Here is a 15,616-nt window from a genome sequence, read left to right as displayed (position 1 = left end):
CAATAAAAATATTACAATGAACCTTTTACAACCTACCTATCTTGGCAGCATTCAATTGACAAATCATATGGTCATGGCTCCCATGACCAGAAGCCGTGCTGATGCAAACGGACTTGTCGGCCCACTCACTACCCTGTATTATCAACAACGGGCAAGCGCAGGGTTGATCATATCGGAAGGACTTACTATTTCTAAGCAGGCTATTGGTATGCCTTTTATACCAGGTATTTATACTCCGGATCACATCGCATCATGGAAAAATGTAACCGATGCCGTTCATCAGGCCGGTGGTAAAATATTCGCACAATTATGGCACATGGGCCGCGCTGCACATTCTCAAAATAAAAATGGAGAAATCCCCGTTGCACCATCTGCTATTGCGATCCCTACACAAACTATTTTTACCGAAATAGGACAGAGACCTTTTGAGACCCCCAGAGAACTGATCAATCAAGAAATCAAACAAACGATACAGGATTACAAACAAGCTGCAATCAATGCCATAGAAGCAGGTTTTGATGGTGTTGAACTTCATGGCGGCTTTGGGTATTTACCCAATCAGTTTTTATCGGAATCATCCAATACCAGAACAGACGAATTCGGAGGAAGCATAGAGAATCGCAGCCGTTTCACATTGGATGTTATGAAAGCTTTAATAGAAGCTATCGGACCCGGAAAAGTGGGTATAAAACTATCACCAAGCATTATCTATCATGGTATATTAGATTCGGATCCGGTAAGCCTGTACACCTATTTAATCACAGAACTCAATAAATTGGACATTGCTTACATTCATCTTATGCAACCGATGTTTCCAATAGATGAATATCCTCAATACCCAAAGGATGTCATCGAAGGATATGGTAAGATCATTCAAAAGCCGCTGATCATTAATGCTGGATATACCAGAGAAACCGCTGAAGAAGTTATCAAAGCAGAAAAAGCTCAACTGGTTTCGTTTGGGGCACTTTTCCTTGCAAACCCGGATCTTCCGGAACGGTTTCATTTAAACACTGAGCTTAATGTACCTGATCGAGCCACAATGTATGGTGGCGGTGATGAGAAGGGATACACCGATTATCCATTTCTACATCAAATTTAATTCAACTAACTATAACTCTCTAATCAATCATTTTTTCCAATGAAAAAAATAATAATTTCACTAATCTGTTTTCTATTTTTTCAGTTTTCCTCTGGCCAAACAGTAAAGCCAGTCTCATCTCCAACAAATAAATCAGCGGATCCAGTTCCTACCAGCCATTTCACCAACGTTAACGGTATTAAGCTTCATTATGTAACCTGTGGGAACGGACCTGCAGTAATTCTTTTACACGGCTGGCCATTTACGTGGATGGAATGGAAGCCGGTAATGATCCAATTGGCAAAAGCCGGCTATACTGCTATTGCTCCCGATCTCCGTGGAATGGGTGATTCTGAAATTAGTGATAGCGGCTATAGCAAGATCAATATCGCAGAAGACATTCATCAGCTTGTACAGCAGCTGAACCTGAAAGATATTCACCTTGTGGGTATTGATATTGGAATGATGGTGGCTTATGCCTATACTGTGAAGCATCAGGATGAAGTTAAGCAACTTGTTTTGGGTGAATCTTTGATCCCCGGGTTCGGTTTAGAAGAATTAATGAATCCGGCTACAGGAGGCTACTGGCATTTTGGGTTTCATGCACAGGCAGATCTGGCAGCCATGCTTACAGCAGGTAAAGAAGCCGCATATCTGAACCCAATGTATGATCTAATGTCGCCGGACAAGCATATCGACCCAGCAGTAAGAGCAGAATACATTCGTCAATACAGTAAGCCTGGTGCGATGAAAGGAGGTTTCCAGCATTATGCTACGCTGATACAGGATGGAAAGGACAACAGATCCAATTTCAAAACCCAATTAACAATTCCTGTGTTAGTCCTTAACGGGGAAAAAGGAATTCCGTCTAAGCAAACATTTGACTGTGTAGCCAAAGTAGCTTCCAACGTTGAATACGGTATTGTTCCGAACAGCGGGCACGCTCTGGGTGAAGATAATCCGGTGTGGTACACAAACAGACTTGTGCAATTTTTTAACAAATAACCGATAGCAGTTGATGCTCTACTATAAAGTTATTACAATTAGCCTTGTTTAGAACCCTCATTTAACATTTTATTCATCCTCACAATAAGTTATTTTCCTTACTTTAGTTGAGGATTTTTTATAGATATGAGAAAAGTATTTGTTGTTCTTTTGTTTTCAGTCACTTATTTTCAGGCTCAAAATGCTGAGAATAATGAACTGTTGCAAAAATGCAGTAAAGAATTTGATTCAAAAATTTGCCTGTCAGACAATGATCAGGACGGAACTGCATTCTATCTCGACCACTGTCCCGAAGTATATGGTTCACAAGACAACAACGGTTGTCCATGGCCTGATTCCGATGGAGATGGTGTTTTGGATAAAGAAGATGCCTGTCCTACCCTTGCCGGACTTCCTGAACTTAATGGATGTCCTTCCAATAAAAAGGATTGTACGAAAATCGCTGAAAGAAACAGGATCAGATTTGAACAGTTTAAAACAGACTATGAACATATTGATAATATTTACAGTCTGATCAATATACAGGTTATCCATGATGTCATTAATTCTCTTTCTAAAAAAGAACTGGCCGGCAGTCAAAATTATATTTATCTAAAATTCATTAAAACTCCCATCTACTGTGGAACCGGCAATACCTGTTATGATACGTTTTCAGAAGACAGCTACAATTTCCTGATCTCAAAGTTCTGGAACAGAACAGCTATCGAATATATTTTAAAGAAATATCAAAAAGACATCGTTATTTCTACTGTATTCCTTCCTGATCTCGATCATGAATACCGCACAATGATGGGATCAGATTTATTTGATTACCTCATACAGTATATTGATCCAAAAACAAGGAAAGTTACTGTACCTGCAAAAGAAAGAAGCACACTGATGAATGCAATCCCTATTGTCGTGAATTTTATAACACCATACAAAATAGAATTATCTCACACCAAAAATACCAAAGTCTATGAATACAGGAATAATCAATGGGAGCTTCAGAAAAAATAATCTGCCCTTCCGCTCTGCCTTAGTGGCCGTATGCATGATGACCACAGGCACCGTTTTCGGCCAGAAACTTAAAACCGTTTCTTATCAGGACGGTTCTCAGAAACTGAATGGTCTGATCACCTCCAATGCAGGAAAAAAACTTCCCGGCGTTCTTATCCTTCCAGCCTGGAAAGGCATTGATGATGAAGCCAAAACTGCTGCCGCTGAACTCGAGAAGCAAGGCTATATTGTTTTTATTGCAGATATTTACGGAGAAGGAAATATTCCGGCAGATAATGCTTCTGCAGGCAAAACTGCTGGATACTACAAACAAAATTATGAGGCCTATCAGAAAAGGATTTCGCTGGCACTTGAGCAATTGAAGAAAAACGGAGCCGTCTCCAATAAAATTGCGGTGATCGGATACTGTTTCGGGGGAACAGGCGCTTTGGAATCTGCAAGAGGAAGTCTTCCCGTTGCTGGAGTCGTTTCTATACATGGAAGTATAGGAAAGGATCAGACGAGAAAAAACGGACCTATTGCCACGAAAATTTTAGTTGAAAATCCTGCTGATGATCAGGGCGTAACCCCGGAGGATTACAATAATCTGATGAAGGAAATGAATGAAGGAAACGCCGACTGGCAGATTATCACCTATGCTCATTCAAAACATACTTTTACCGATCCTAAATCACCGGATTACAATGAAGTAATGGCAAAAAGAGCATGGAATCATACACTGATGTTTCTGAAAGAAATTTTGAAATAAAGGAAATTTATTTTGAAGTAAGAATCTAATAATATACCCGTGTAGCAATGATTTCGCCAACAAATCGACTGGTACATTGCTACATTTGTATATTGGTACATTGATATATTATCCTATTTACTCTTCCCTGTTCACCAGATCCATAGAAAATGCAGGAAGGCAGATCGCTATATAATCACAGGGTTCTGAGAATGGATTACTGTAACGTACTCTGGCTCCTTTTTCGATCAGGATGCTTTGCCCTTTTTCCAGAATAATAATTTCACCATCGATCTCAAACTGCTTTTTTCCGGAGACAATAAGGGTAAACTCATCAAATTCCGGAGTTTGATGCGGCTCACTCCAGCCCGGTGGCGCGACCATGTGGGCAATGGAAACATTAGTGTTTCCTGTCGAATTCCCCCAGTGTTCTTCGATCAGTTTTCCGTCTGTGGTAGGTACTACAAACGGTGATTTTTGGATCTTATATTTTTTCATGATCTGTTTTCTTTCTTTATTTCATATACAAAATTGGTTCTGGTAGGTTCGGCAAAATAAGCGACTTCCTCTTCTGCGATCTTCTTTCCGCCAATTCTTTCCAAAGCAGTCTGGGAACGGAAGTTCTCTTTACCAATATGGAAATGTACTTTATCTACAAACTGAAAGATGTAGTCGAGCATCAGTTTTTTCACTTGCGGATTAATCCCTTTCCCCCAGGATTTGGTCCCATAGAAAGTATAGCCTATGAAAATACGGTTTTCAGCTTCATCAAAATTATAAAAACGGGTACTGCCCAAAACATCGCCTGAAGATTTCTCGATGATTTTAAAAGCACCACCACTTTCCATTGCTCCTTTAAAAAAGTTTTCAAAAACTTCTCTTTTATACCGGTCTTTATTGGGATGCTGTTCCCAAACTCTTGGATCGGAGGCCACTTCATACACACACTCAAAATCCCCTTGCTGTAAGGGGATTAATTGATATTCCTGATTTTCTAAAACAGGCTGAATTGAAAATTTCATTGCTTAACTTTTTGTTTTGGCAGCGTCAGATTCTATTTTCTTGATTTCTTTCAGTTTATCTGAAATTTTAATTACAGCATCAGGTTTAGCAGGCTTTAATGCCACTTCTGCCTGAACCATATCCCACTTAATCACTAAGTTTCCGGAATTTTCATCGGTAGGATTCAGGGTAATTTCAAACCATTCCTGCTTATCTGCAAGTTTATTAACAGGTACTGTAATATCTACTACATCCTGTTTCGGATCATAGGTATAAGCTCCCCATTGCTGGAAGTCTTTATTCAGTATTACTTTCCAGTCTTTTTCTGTAGGAACGATGAAAAGACCGTATGTTCCTGCAGGAACCATCTTTCCACCAAAGTTAACAGACTGTCCGAATGTAATTTTTGTAGATGAGTTAGCACCCGCTCTCCAAACCTGTCCGTAAGGAACGAGTTCTCCAAAGATCTTACGTCCTTTCACTCCCGGTCTTCCGTAATCGATGCTGATCTTAGACATAGAAAACTGTTGTTCCACCTTCTGACGCGGACTTGCAGCCGGTACTGAGTAATCCTGAGCAAAACTTAGGGCCGAAGCCGATATGCAAAGTGCAAATAGTAACTTTTTCACGTGTAAATTTTTGGCTAAATTTACAAAAATCAAAACAAAATAGCCTTTTCTAGTTCCAATAATTTTTGCTTTCTCCAGATTCCTCCCGCATAGCCTACCAGTTCACCGTTTGAACCGATTACGCGATGACAGGGAATCAAAATTGCAATTTTATTGATCCCATTTGCAGTTCCTACGGCACGTATTGCCTTTGGATTTCCTAAAAATTCAGATTGCTGTTTATACGTTCTTGTTTCTCCCATTGGAATTTCCCGCAACAACTGCCAAACCCTCTCCTGAAATGGTGTTCCGGTGATATAAAGAGGTACATCAAACGTTTCTCTTTTTCCATCAAAATATTCTTTCAGTTCTTCTTCAAGCTGAATAAAATGCCTGTGGTTCCCTTCTTCAATTTCAGCTTTTAGTGCCTTTGATAAGGAGACAAACTGTTTTTCAAAATTCTTCCGGTCTGTAAATTCAAGCAGGCAGATCCCCTGCTCTATTGCACAGGCTGCCATCTCTCCCAACGGAGTCTGTATTGTTTTTTTATAGATGATTTCCATTGATGATGCTAATGATATTCCCTCATTACTTATTATAATTCTATGGGATTCTCATACTTTCTGTTTTCTTCTCTTTGTTTTTCTCTTTCTCTCATAATTTCCTGTCCGCCAATTACAGTAGTTCCCTGACTTGCCAGTATGGCAGCCGTATTGGCAGCTGCATTTTTTAATGCCTGTTGTAATTTTGGCTGTGTCGTTTCGATAGCTTCGCTGTATCTTCTTTCACTGATATTAACTGATCTGCCTTTTAATTCAGAATTAGATACCGATTTTACAAGTTCGAAATCATAATCCCCTTTTTCGTCTGTTATTTTCACGATCAGTCCAGGTAATCCGCTGAATTTATACGGGCCATAAGGAAAAGGAATTTCCGTAGAATACCATGCGGTCCAGTTTCTTCCTTTAAAGTTTACTTCTGCTTTTTTACAGGAAATGGTGTTGATGACTTTGGTTTCATTCATAAGCTTCCAGTTGCTTATTACCGGTTCCTTATAGGTGAGTTTTGCCATACCGGCTAACTCAAAATACTGTGTATTTTCAGTTGATTGTATAATGGTATATGAAAATTTTGTTTTTGGCATAGACACCCCTTTCTTGAGACTAAGGCTTATGCTTCCGTCCCTGTTATCTTCTCTTATTAAAGATTTTTCAAACGTTGAATCCCTTTTAATAGATTGACTGCTGGCAAAAAATGCACGTTTATCTCCTATCTGTAATGAGAAAAATTCCTGATGTATATAATCCGGTGTTTGTGTATTGAGCCTGGCTTTTAGCAGGTATGTAAAATCTCCCTGCAGTATATCTTTTTTGTCTGTTTGAGCAAAAGATAAAACACTATAAAATAAAACTATTAGCTGAAAGAGTTTTTTATTAGGATACATAAAAAGATATTTTAATTGTAAAATTGTAATTAAAGTGTAACTCAACACACTATATAAGTATATTTTTTTCTATGAAAATTTGAAAGTACAAAATTTTTCACTTTCAAAATCATTAATTAATAACAAATACCCTGAACAACAAGTAAATTCCTGAGATTTAATGAGATGACTTTTTCAAAACATTTTGTGACTGAAGAATATGTCTGTGATTATGATAAATCACAAAACGAAAAGTATCTCCTAGCTTCAGCTTGATCAGTTTTGAAATACTAATATTGGTTTTAACTTTATTGAGATTAACGTTTTTTGCTTTTTCCAGTAATTCAATCCATTCCTTCTGCTGCCTGATAAATTCTTGCACTACATTTTTATCCAGCTGGCTGTGGATTGGGTTCATGTTTTTAAAGGTTTTCATTGCGTTTAATTTTTCTTTGGGAAGCATGGATTCGGCAAAATAGTTCCCTAAGATTCCAGGTTTGAAATCGGTTGCAGATGATGTTTTTGAAGAAGTCATTCGGCGATTGATCTCTGGAATATAGAAATTGCCATAACGGTTGAGATGTTCAAGACATTCAAGAACGCTCCAACTGTCTTCTGAAACTCTGGAGTTGAGTTTCGCCTCAGATTGCTGCATAAGGTGCTCCGCATATTGTAGATGTTGCTGAGTCATTGTTTTCAGATCGTTCAGTAATTGTAAAGCAGGCATTTCCATTGATGATTTTTATGCAAATTTCGGGATCTCTTTTTTCTTAAATCTTGACTGAACTCAAGATTTTTTAAGTCTGGACAAAGTTTCGGGAGACATTCTGAGGTAGTTGGCAATATACTTATTGGGAACTTCCTGAAACAGCTTTGGGCTTCTTTTCAACACTCTTTCAAACCGTTCCCGGGGAGAACTGATCAACAGATCCTTTTCCCTTTCAATCTGCTGCAGTACCAGATCCTCTAAAATACTGTTCCAGAATTTCAGATTCTCTTCATCCGACTGAATGAATTCGTAAAAATCCTTTTTGGAAGCTATTCTTATACTTGATTTTTTAATCGCCTGAATATAAAAATCAGAGGGTTTGCCTGATAAAAAAGAATCAAGAGAGACTATAATATTTCCGGTATATCCAAAGCGGATAATCCGTTCTTCATTTTCGTCGATCATAAAGAGCCGGACACTCCCCTTTTCTACAAAATAAATATCCGTATCCGTACTTCCTGAAATCTTCAGAAACTCATTGCGTCTGAATTCTTTTTTTCCCCAATGAAGTCCGCTGTCAAGCAGTTTTTGAATCATATGCATTTACTGTTTGCTGTTCCAAAGATAATAGGTAATTTTAAAATTTCGGATTTTAACCATTAATCACACTCCATAATGTTCAAAAAAACAAGTTTTATTATCCTGCTTTCTACGGGTTTTGCCTGTATAAACGCACAGCAGACCATTCCTTTCAGGATAACCAAACATAATAATATCATTGTAAAAACCCTTGTCAATAAAAAAGATTCTCTGGATCTGATGTTTCAGATCGCTATGGAAGATGCTTCCATTTCTCCGGAAAGGCAGCGCAAAGCAGATCATATCGTTTTCGATAAAGAAGAAATCAGTGAGGATAATACAGTACAGATTGGAAAATTAACGCTGAATAAGGTCCGTTTTTCTGATAATCAAATGGCTGGCCACGAAGCCGACGGAAAGATTGGAACCGTTCTGTTTGGAGGAAAAGCTTTTAAAATCGATTATGATCACAATCAGTTTATTATTTATGATCAAAAACCTGACCTGAAGGGGTATGAACCTATTAACACACTGTATGATCATGAAGGTTTTTACATCGTAGCTGACAATGTTATTGACGGAAAAAAACAACAGGAAGCTTATTTCGTGCTTCAATCCGGATATTCAGGAGGGTTATTGTACAGCAATGATTTTGCTGCTGAAAAAGAACTTGATAAAAAACTGAAAATAACGGGAGAAAAAACATTAAAAAACTCCAGTGGTAAAAGTGTCGTTACGAAACAGGGCATACTTCCTTTTCTGAAAGTGGGAAACAATGTTTTAAAAGATGTTTCCGCTGGATTCTTTATCGGTGATCTAAAAAAACAAACCGTCAATTATTTTGGAGCAGATATGCTGAGAAGATTCAACTGGATCTTCGATGCAGACAGAAAAACAGCCTATATCAAACCCAGTAAATATTTTTCAGAACCTTATTATATTATAAAATAATTAAACCGTGCAACATTCTAAACACTATCCCTTTTTTAACACAAGAAATATGATGAAATTCAGCACAGCCCTACTCCTTTTGTTCTTACAACTGATGATCATTGGCTGTAAAAAAGATGACCGTAAACAGGTTTCCAATTCCACAGGCAGCTCTAATGATTCTGTAAAAACAACGAAGACCACCGATGACATAGACTATAATAATTTCAATATTTACAATGTCTCTCTTGTACAGCGTAATGAGCTGATGGATGTTTTTATTTCTGTATCGGATATCTATACAGATTCTCTTTCTATCCCCTCAGACTTCATCAAAAATCAGAAAAATATTCCTTTTGAACAGCTTCAGTATTTAGAACTTGACGGTGAGCACAGAAAGAAAATGCTCAGCGGCATGCATCTTACTGAAAACGATTCTCTGTATCTTTTCAATTATGAATTCAACAAACTGCAGAAAACTCCTCTAAGCAAGTTGAAAACGGTGGCTTATCTTACACCTTATGCCCCGGAAGGAGAAGAGGTTGACGCTGGTTCTTACATGATAGGTTTCCAGATTGAAACTCAAAAAGGGATGGATATTTTTGACCGTTATTCAAACGCTGTTGCCTATTTTGGAAATAAAGATCCCTTTGTCCAAAATAAGATAAAGCCTATGCAATGGGAAAAATCAGTCACAGATGTTTCAAAAAAATATTTCTCCGGTTCCAAGTTGAAGTATGGAAAGACCTACCAGTTTAAATATAACGATCTCACCTATTATCTTCAGGATTTTCTTGAAGACGATATAGTTCAGGAACGTAAACTGGCCGTGATTAATAACCGTCAGGAAAAAATCTTTGAAAAAACGATTACCACCGGTGGTGATGGTGCAGAATTCACTCCACTGAATGGAATAGAAACTGATGGACCCAATAAATTCCAATGGACCGGCGATCTCTTCAAAGGAAAACCTCCTGTAGTATTTGGATTTGTTTCCCAGTCTTTTGGATGTCCTTCTATTACATTTTTAGATAAAAGGCATAAAGATATTACCATCAACTGCGACAACAGGCATTAGAAGCATCAGACAACTGAGCCTAATTCTTCTATATCAATTAAAGAGCAAATCTGTGAATATTCAGATTTGCTCTTTCAGTTTATTACGGATTTCCAATTTATTTTTCAGGATAGAGTCTGAAAAATTGTTGTAATTTAAATCTCTGATTAACAACTGACCATGAAACAAAATGTTTTTCTTTTTATACTCTGTACTTTCATTAATGTACTGATCGCCAATTTAGCATTAATTATCATGGCTACAGATCTATCTCTTATCTATCCTGTCCTTATATCATTGGGTATCTTTTTAATATGCGGTGCTGTATTTTACAGAATACATATACATCCAGGAATATTAGGAAAATGGAAACTGGCCGGTACTGCGACCGGTGTAAGTCTTTCAGTGCTTCTGCTTGCCTGTATTCTCACTTCAGTAGGTACCCGTATGGCCATGGACGGAATCATCATTGCCGGATTAAAGGGAATCATTCCTCTCTTTGTATTTGCGGTCATTTTTGCCTCTCCTTTCTGGGTGGTTTCAGCATTGTTCAATTTTATCTGTCTTATGTTTATAAAACCAAAAATTAATTAAACTCAGAAAATGTCCATTTAAAAAGAGATTATATTTCACTGTTGTTTTTGAAGCATGGGACAAAAAAATGCAGATTGAATACATTCTCAATCTGCCCCAAACTTAATGAGTTTTTATAAGATCAATCAATTATTTAATCTTAGGATAAAGTCTGTTCTTTAAGTTTAAAAAATAATCCTCTGATTCTTTAAAACCATTGTTATTCATGAATTTCAGGATCGTATTCAGATAGGTTTCGGAAGGGCTAAAAACAGTTCCTGCTTTCTCCGAAAATCTGGCATAATCTTCTTCAAGCAGTTTTGGATTTTCGGACAGCTTTTTAATGTCGGTCCTGAACCCTTTAAAAATAAACTTCACGGCATCATAATTTCCCGGATATGAAACAGTTCCATGAACTTCGTCTTCAAAGAAGTGGTGTTTATAGTTCAGAGATCCGCTTTTCTCTATAATTTCTTTAAATTCTTCAATGGCCTGTGTCATATCGGAATTCCAGTTCTTATTCTGCTCTTCATTATTAGCCTGAGAAACATAGAGCGTTTTATGCATCGGAAACTTTTTATTCTTTTCCAGATATTCCTTTGTTTTGGAAATGAGAACTTTTTGATCCCACCACAAACTGGGATCATTGGCTACATAAGCATTGAAATACTCCGGATGCGTCAGCAGTACATTCACCGCAAAAAGTCCTCCGAAGGAATGTCCTGCCAGAACAGAATAATTCTGGGTCCTGTAATTTTTACTGATGAAAGGTTTCAGTTCTTCCTGCAGGAATCTGACAAAGTTTTCGCTTCCGCCACTGTCATTGAACAGAACGACACCAGGGTTCACAGGACTTTTCTTCTGTGATTTTGTTGGGGTAAGATCTCTGGTTCTTTCCGTATTTTTGATTCCGACCACGATACATTCAGGCATATCAGCATAGGGAGGTTTGGCCAGAAAATCACTCATTCCGGTATAATAGTCGAAATTGATTTCCCCGTCAAGGAGATAAATTACAGGATATTTCGCAGGATTAATGCCCGGGTCATTATAGGTTTTAGGCAGATGAATCCAGATCTCTCTTTTTTCATTAAGAATGGTTGAAGAAATAATTTGTTTCTCTCCTATCGTGATTTTCTCCTGAGCTTTACCCGAAAGGCTGAAAAGCAGAAGCAGGTTCAGGTATAAAAATTTAAATCGGCTGTTCATGATGTTCTTTTCTATGTTGATGAATATTTTTAACTTCTGTTGATTTTTTTGGTGATTTTTTGCGTCTGCCCCACCAGATAAGGAATCCTGTCACAGGAAGACTGGTACAGACAATTCCTACTGCAAAGGTGAAGATCTTACCGAACATTCCACCCCAATATCCTACATGCAGGTCAAAATTCATATGCTCAATGACTTCGTGCATCTGAACTTCTTTTGGATATTGAATTTCCTGTCCGGTATATTTATCAGTTTCCATACTTTTACCATGGACAAGGCTTTTTAAACCAATAAATTTTGCAGCGACCACATTATAAACGGTTGCAGAATCATTTCTCGGAATACTCATTCTGAACTGTTTGGCTTCCGGAAAATCTTTAAAACTTTTATTTACAAAATCGGTGTAAGACAGTGCCTTTTTCTCAGGGTCAAATTTCGGTTCATATTTTTCAGCGATGGTATGGGCGTCTGCCACTCCTCCAAAAGCTTCCTGCGTAAGATCTGTCAAAATCTTATAAGCCATAATAAGTCCCGTGATGGTAATAAATACTGCTGGCAACAATGAATAGAATCCGAAAACATTGTGAAAATCGTAGTTCTTTCTGCGCCATTTTGTTCCTGATTTTATTTTAAATGCAGCAGTTCTTGTGGTCTTGTTCCACTTTTTTGGCCACCAAAGAATCAATCCGCCAATCAGCTGGGCAAAGAATATGATGGAAGCCACTCCCACCACTGTTTTTCCAAACTTTCCGGCCAAAAGCTGGGCATGAATATGGGCTACGACATAGAAGAATTCGTAGCTTTTTGTGGATCCCATAATTTTTCCGGTGTAGGGATCGAGGTAATGATAAGCAAACACTCCTCTCGGTCCGCGTCCTTTTGGTTTTCCTGCCTTTGGAGCATTTTTATCTTTCGGAGGTTTGGTGGCCGAAGCAACTCTGAAAGATCTGTCCGCTTCTTTATAGGTATCGAAATAAAATGCTTTTCTATCCGGAACCTGCTGATGGAATTTAGCAAGCAATTCTTCCGGTGGCATTTTTGTAGCATTGGCCGGAACCTGGACATATTTGGCGTCTCCTCCGCAGAGATCAATAATCTCATCGCAAAAGACGAACATGGTTCCTGAAAGCGTTACCACAAGTACAATGATTCCTGAAACGAGTCCCAGCCAAAGATGAAGCCATCCTGTGATTTTTTTGGTGAGGGATTTTCCCTGTTTTTTCTTTTTATCTGTTGTTTTCTTTTCCATATCGATCCATACAGTAGAGCGGCAACGGATTACCGCTCTTGTTTTTGTTTAATTAAGATTTAGAATTTAAAGGCAAAATTGGCAAGGATTTCCCGGGGCTTTTGAGGCTGACCGTAGAAATTCCAGTACATTTCATTCAATGCATTATTCATCTTCACACCTATTCTGTATCTCTTTTTGTCATAGAAAACTGTAGCCCCTACCGTTGTATAAGCTGGCGACAGAAAATGATTGGTGATATTGATATAGGTTTTGTCTACGAAATTAAATCCTGCCCCAAACCCAAGTCCTTCATAGGCTCCGTCCATGATCTTGTAGCTTGTCCAGAGATTGGCAACGTGTTTAGGCGTCCAGGCAATTCTCTTTCCGTTATCTTTACTTCTGTCATCGTTTTTATTGTCATTATATCCGTAGCCGGCAATGATGTTCCAGCCTTTAAAAGGATTGGCTATAACATCGATTTCAAATCCCTGGTTTTTGATATTCCCATCCTGTCTGCTTCCCATTCCTCCCGGATCAGCAATCAGTCTGTTTTTTACATTCATATGATAGTACGTCATTGTTGAAAGTAATTTCTTGCCGAAAAGATCCAGTTTAAAACCTCCTTCGAGCTGGTTTCCCTGTTCAGGGTCCCATTTGGTAAGAACTCCGTCCTGATTGAGTGATGGCGCAAAATTCTTAAATCCATTCACGTAGTTGGCAAAGAATGAAATCTCATTTTTTACAATTTCATAGACAAGACCAAACTTGGGTGAGAACTGGGTCTGACTGTAGCCTCCTGTTCCGCTTACTCCATTGGTCTTAATGTCATCATTTTTATAATTATCCATCCTCAGACTGGCCATCACCAAAAAATTATCGGTAATATTCAGAACATTGGATGCATAGGCACTGAATGTACTGAAACGGCTTACTTCATAATTCGTAGGCTTTACTTTACTGTTGGGATCGTTAGGAATTCTTTCCAGGTTTTGCACTAAGCTTCTGGAGATAGGCTGCCAGGGAAAGGTTTCATCCAGTTTAATGACATCATAGGGTGCAAAAACTGACCCTGTTTTATCAGTCTCGGTTCTTTTAAACATTCCGTACTGGTTTTTGGTACTTTGTTGGTAATAATCCAAACCTACAACCAATCTGTTTCTTAAATTTCCGATTTTAAAATCTCCGATAAAATTTTGCTGAATATTATCTGTAGTGACCTTGTAGCTGTCGAAAGGACGTATCCCCCGGCTCACTGTATTATTATCCATATAGCTTAAAACTAAGAATATAGATTCATTTTCATTGGCCATTCCTCTCTGATAAGAGGTTCTGGAAGTCCATTGATCATTGAATTTATGGGTGACCTCAGCCATGGTCACGAAATTGGTTCTTTTGGATCCTATGTCGTTACTGGTGAATGACCTGTCGTGAGCTCCGGCAAGATCCTTCATAGAGCCGATCGTCAGCTTTTCAGACTGTCTTACAAATGCATTAAGTGTTTTTTCCGGGGCATGGAATTCCGTGTCCAGGGTCACGGTCGTTTTGTCGCTTACCTTGTACAGAATACTTCCTGAGAAGAATAAACCTTTATTGTATCCTGCATCCTGGAAAGAATCCTGGGAATAAGCTGCTACGTTGAATCTCGCCAGCGCTGTTTTTTCCTTATTCAAAGGGGTGTTTACATCTGCGGTAATTCTGTTCATTCCCCAGCTTCCTGTGGTATATCCGATGATACCCCCGAAATTTTCCTGTGGTTTCTTGGTCACGATATTCACTACTCCTCCATAATTGGCAAGGGTACCTCCAAACAGGGTTCCGGAAGGTCCTTTAATCACCTCTACTCTTTCTACATTGGCAATCTCGGACTGTACTCTGGGATTCTGAATAAGACCATTTCTGAAACTCGCAGACGAACTGAAGCCTCTCATAAATACATCGTTTCCACTGTCATTCACACTGTTGCTCACTACCACACCGGGAGCCGATGCCATGGCTGTATTGAAATCCACAGCGTTCATCTCACTGATGATTTCTTTGGGGACAATGTTGTAAACAGTTGGATTTTCGAGGTTTTCGAGAGGAAGTCTCGCTACAGATTCTGTTTTTTTTGTTCTGTAATTGTTGGTTCCCTGAAGTGATACAGACTGGATTTCAGAAACTCTGATAGTATCAGTTTCCTGAGCACTCAGCAGCGATACCGCCAATAGGGCAGCAGAAATAATTGTTCTTTTCATTGTATAAGTAAGTTAGTTCAGCAAAAATATCTTATTTTTATTAATTCTAAATAAAAATATGACACATATCATAAAATTAACTTATCAAAATACATGATGAATAAAGGGTTTCCAATCTATTGGAAACCCTTTTCAGAATAATCTTGTATGTTTAAAATGATGTGGAATGCATTTATATTTGTCATGCATCGGTCGTTTTACAAATTAAAACCTTAGTATTTCGGAGTTTATTGAACGGTTGCCAAAAAT

Annotated in this window: 17 protein-coding genes; 7 read left to right on the top strand and 10 right to left on the bottom strand. The window is 38.3% G+C overall.

All coding sequences use genetic code 11. The annotated features are described in order from the left end of the window. The first annotated feature begins 16 nt into the window (after positions 1 to 16). The 4 genes from IW16_RS11050 (at position 17) to IW16_RS11035 (ending at position 3,833) form a co-directional block, all read left to right on the top strand. The gene (locus IW16_RS11050) at positions 17 to 1,102 is read left to right on the top strand and encodes an alkene reductase (protein WP_034743776.1); all 1,086 of its coding nucleotides are present in this window, start codon (positions 17 to 19) and stop codon (positions 1,100 to 1,102) included. 39 nt (positions 1,103 to 1,141) lie between these two features. Further along, a complete protein-coding gene (locus IW16_RS11045; protein WP_051890103.1) occupies positions 1,142 to 2,086 on the top strand; it encodes an alpha/beta fold hydrolase in 945 nt (314 codons plus the stop codon). Between the two features lie 126 nt (positions 2,087 to 2,212). Beyond that, positions 2,213 to 3,085, top strand: a complete 873-nt coding sequence (locus tag IW16_RS27190; RefSeq protein ID WP_034743773.1) for a hypothetical protein — start codon at positions 2,213 to 2,215, stop codon at positions 3,083 to 3,085. A gap of 34 nt (positions 3,086 to 3,119) precedes the next feature. Continuing rightward, a complete protein-coding gene (locus IW16_RS11035; RefSeq protein WP_034744262.1) occupies positions 3,120 to 3,833 on the top strand; it encodes a dienelactone hydrolase family protein in 714 nt (237 codons plus the stop codon). 117 nt (positions 3,834 to 3,950) lie between these two features. Here the strand turns inward: IW16_RS11035 and IW16_RS11030 are convergent, their stop codons facing one another. The 7 genes from IW16_RS11030 to IW16_RS11000 all read right to left on the bottom strand — a co-directional run bounded on the left by IW16_RS11030 (position 3,951) and on the right by IW16_RS11000 (position 8,151). After that, a complete protein-coding gene (locus IW16_RS11030; RefSeq protein ID WP_034743769.1) occupies positions 3,951 to 4,310 on the bottom strand; it encodes a cupin domain-containing protein in 360 nt (119 codons plus the stop codon). Then, the gene (locus tag IW16_RS11025; protein ID WP_034743766.1) at positions 4,307 to 4,834 is read right to left on the bottom strand and encodes a GNAT family N-acetyltransferase; all 528 of its coding nucleotides are present in this window, start codon (positions 4,832 to 4,834) and stop codon (positions 4,307 to 4,309) included. Before IW16_RS11025 ends, IW16_RS11030 begins: the two co-directional genes overlap by 4 nt. A 3-nt stretch (positions 4,835 to 4,837) precedes the next feature. Next, positions 4,838 to 5,443 (bottom strand): DUF2911 domain-containing protein, encoded by a 606-nt coding sequence (locus IW16_RS11020; protein ID WP_034744259.1) that lies wholly within the window; start codon positions 5,441 to 5,443, stop codon positions 4,838 to 4,840. A gap of 29 nt (positions 5,444 to 5,472) precedes the next feature. After that, positions 5,473 to 5,985, bottom strand: coding sequence for a methylated-DNA--[protein]-cysteine S-methyltransferase (locus IW16_RS11015; protein WP_034743764.1), 513 nt, complete (start codon positions 5,983 to 5,985; stop codon positions 5,473 to 5,475). Between the two features lie 32 nt (positions 5,986 to 6,017). Then, on the bottom strand, positions 6,018 to 6,866 hold the full coding sequence (locus IW16_RS11010; RefSeq protein WP_034743761.1) for a GLPGLI family protein: 849 nt from the start codon (positions 6,864 to 6,866) through the stop codon (positions 6,018 to 6,020). A 157-nt stretch (positions 6,867 to 7,023) separates the two neighbouring features. Then, positions 7,024 to 7,572 (bottom strand): DinB family protein, encoded by a 549-nt coding sequence (locus IW16_RS11005; protein WP_034744255.1) that lies wholly within the window; start codon positions 7,570 to 7,572, stop codon positions 7,024 to 7,026. 60 nt (positions 7,573 to 7,632) lie between these two features. Further along, positions 7,633 to 8,151, bottom strand: a complete 519-nt coding sequence (locus tag IW16_RS11000) for a Crp/Fnr family transcriptional regulator (RefSeq protein ID WP_084694539.1) — start codon at positions 8,149 to 8,151, stop codon at positions 7,633 to 7,635. Positions 8,152 to 8,229: 78 nt separating this feature from the next. On the opposite strand from IW16_RS11000, the gene IW16_RS10995 reads away from it, so the two are divergent. The 3 genes from IW16_RS10995 (at position 8,230) to IW16_RS10985 (ending at position 10,714) form a co-directional block, all read left to right on the top strand. Continuing rightward, positions 8,230 to 9,084, top strand: a complete 855-nt coding sequence (locus tag IW16_RS10995; RefSeq protein WP_034743754.1) for a hypothetical protein — start codon at positions 8,230 to 8,232, stop codon at positions 9,082 to 9,084. Between the two features lie 49 nt (positions 9,085 to 9,133). Next, on the top strand, positions 9,134 to 10,141 hold the full coding sequence (locus IW16_RS10990) for a hypothetical protein (RefSeq protein ID WP_131327874.1): 1,008 nt from the start codon (positions 9,134 to 9,136) through the stop codon (positions 10,139 to 10,141). 159 nt (positions 10,142 to 10,300) lie between these two features. Then, entirely contained in the window at positions 10,301 to 10,714 is a 414-nt protein-coding gene (locus IW16_RS10985; RefSeq protein ID WP_034743748.1) for a hypothetical protein, read from the top strand. A 129-nt stretch (positions 10,715 to 10,843) separates the two neighbouring features. On the opposite strand, the gene IW16_RS10980 is transcribed toward IW16_RS10985, so the two are convergent. From IW16_RS10980 to IW16_RS10970, 3 genes are read right to left on the bottom strand one after another with little or no spacing between them, the layout of a single operon-like run. Continuing rightward, positions 10,844 to 11,902, bottom strand: a complete 1,059-nt coding sequence (locus tag IW16_RS10980; RefSeq protein WP_034743746.1) for an alpha/beta hydrolase — start codon at positions 11,900 to 11,902, stop codon at positions 10,844 to 10,846. Next, the gene (locus tag IW16_RS10975) at positions 11,886 to 13,151 is read right to left on the bottom strand and encodes a PepSY-associated TM helix domain-containing protein (RefSeq protein ID WP_034743744.1); all 1,266 of its coding nucleotides are present in this window, start codon (positions 13,149 to 13,151) and stop codon (positions 11,886 to 11,888) included. Before IW16_RS10975 ends, IW16_RS10980 begins: the two co-directional genes overlap by 17 nt. Positions 13,152 to 13,210: 59 nt before the next feature. Beyond that, complete coding sequence (locus IW16_RS10970) at positions 13,211 to 15,367, bottom strand: TonB-dependent siderophore receptor (RefSeq protein WP_051890102.1); 2,157 nt, start codon at positions 15,365 to 15,367, stop codon at positions 13,211 to 13,213. Positions 15,368 to 15,616 lie beyond the last annotated feature (249 nt).

The organism is Chryseobacterium vrystaatense, assembly GCF_000737765.1.
Classification (GTDB): Bacteria; Bacteroidota; Bacteroidia; order Flavobacteriales; family Weeksellaceae; genus Chryseobacterium; species Chryseobacterium vrystaatense.
The sequence above is the reverse complement of the archived record's forward strand: the minus strand, read 5'-3'. Positions and strand labels throughout refer to the sequence as shown.

Coding starts and splice junctions, on each gene's coding strand:
- IW16_RS11050 (WP_034743776.1), top strand. CDS start 17: ATGAACCTTTTACAACCTACCTATCTTGGCAGCATTCAATTGACAAAT.
- IW16_RS11045 (WP_051890103.1), top strand. CDS start 1,142: ATGAAAAAAATAATAATTTCACTAATCTGTTTTCTATTTTTTCAGTTT.
- IW16_RS27190 (WP_034743773.1), top strand. CDS start 2,213: ATGAGAAAAGTATTTGTTGTTCTTTTGTTTTCAGTCACTTATTTTCAG.
- IW16_RS11035 (WP_034744262.1), top strand. CDS start 3,120: ATGATGACCACAGGCACCGTTTTCGGCCAGAAACTTAAAACCGTTTCT.
- IW16_RS11030 (WP_034743769.1), bottom strand. CDS start 4,310: ATGAAAAAATATAAGATCCAAAAATCACCGTTTGTAGTACCTACCACA.
- IW16_RS11025 (WP_034743766.1), bottom strand. CDS start 4,834: ATGAAATTTTCAATTCAGCCTGTTTTAGAAAATCAGGAATATCAATTA.
- IW16_RS11015 (WP_034743764.1), bottom strand. CDS start 5,985: ATGGAAATCATCTATAAAAAAACAATACAGACTCCGTTGGGAGAGATG.
- IW16_RS11010 (WP_034743761.1), bottom strand. CDS start 6,866: ATGTATCCTAATAAAAAACTCTTTCAGCTAATAGTTTTATTTTATAGT.
- IW16_RS11005 (WP_034744255.1), bottom strand. CDS start 7,572: ATGCCTGCTTTACAATTACTGAACGATCTGAAAACAATGACTCAGCAA.
- IW16_RS11000 (WP_084694539.1), bottom strand. CDS start 8,151: ATGATTCAAAAACTGCTTGACAGCGGACTTCATTGGGGAAAAAAAGAA.
- IW16_RS10995 (WP_034743754.1), top strand. CDS start 8,230: ATGTTCAAAAAAACAAGTTTTATTATCCTGCTTTCTACGGGTTTTGCC.
- IW16_RS10990 (WP_131327874.1), top strand. CDS start 9,134: ATGATGAAATTCAGCACAGCCCTACTCCTTTTGTTCTTACAACTGATG.
- IW16_RS10985 (WP_034743748.1), top strand. CDS start 10,301: ATGAAACAAAATGTTTTTCTTTTTATACTCTGTACTTTCATTAATGTA.
- IW16_RS10980 (WP_034743746.1), bottom strand. CDS start 11,902: ATGAACAGCCGATTTAAATTTTTATACCTGAACCTGCTTCTGCTTTTC.
- IW16_RS10975 (WP_034743744.1), bottom strand. CDS start 13,151: ATGGAAAAGAAAACAACAGATAAAAAGAAAAAACAGGGAAAATCCCTC.
- IW16_RS10970 (WP_051890102.1), bottom strand. CDS start 15,367: ATGAAAAGAACAATTATTTCTGCTGCCCTATTGGCGGTATCGCTGCTG.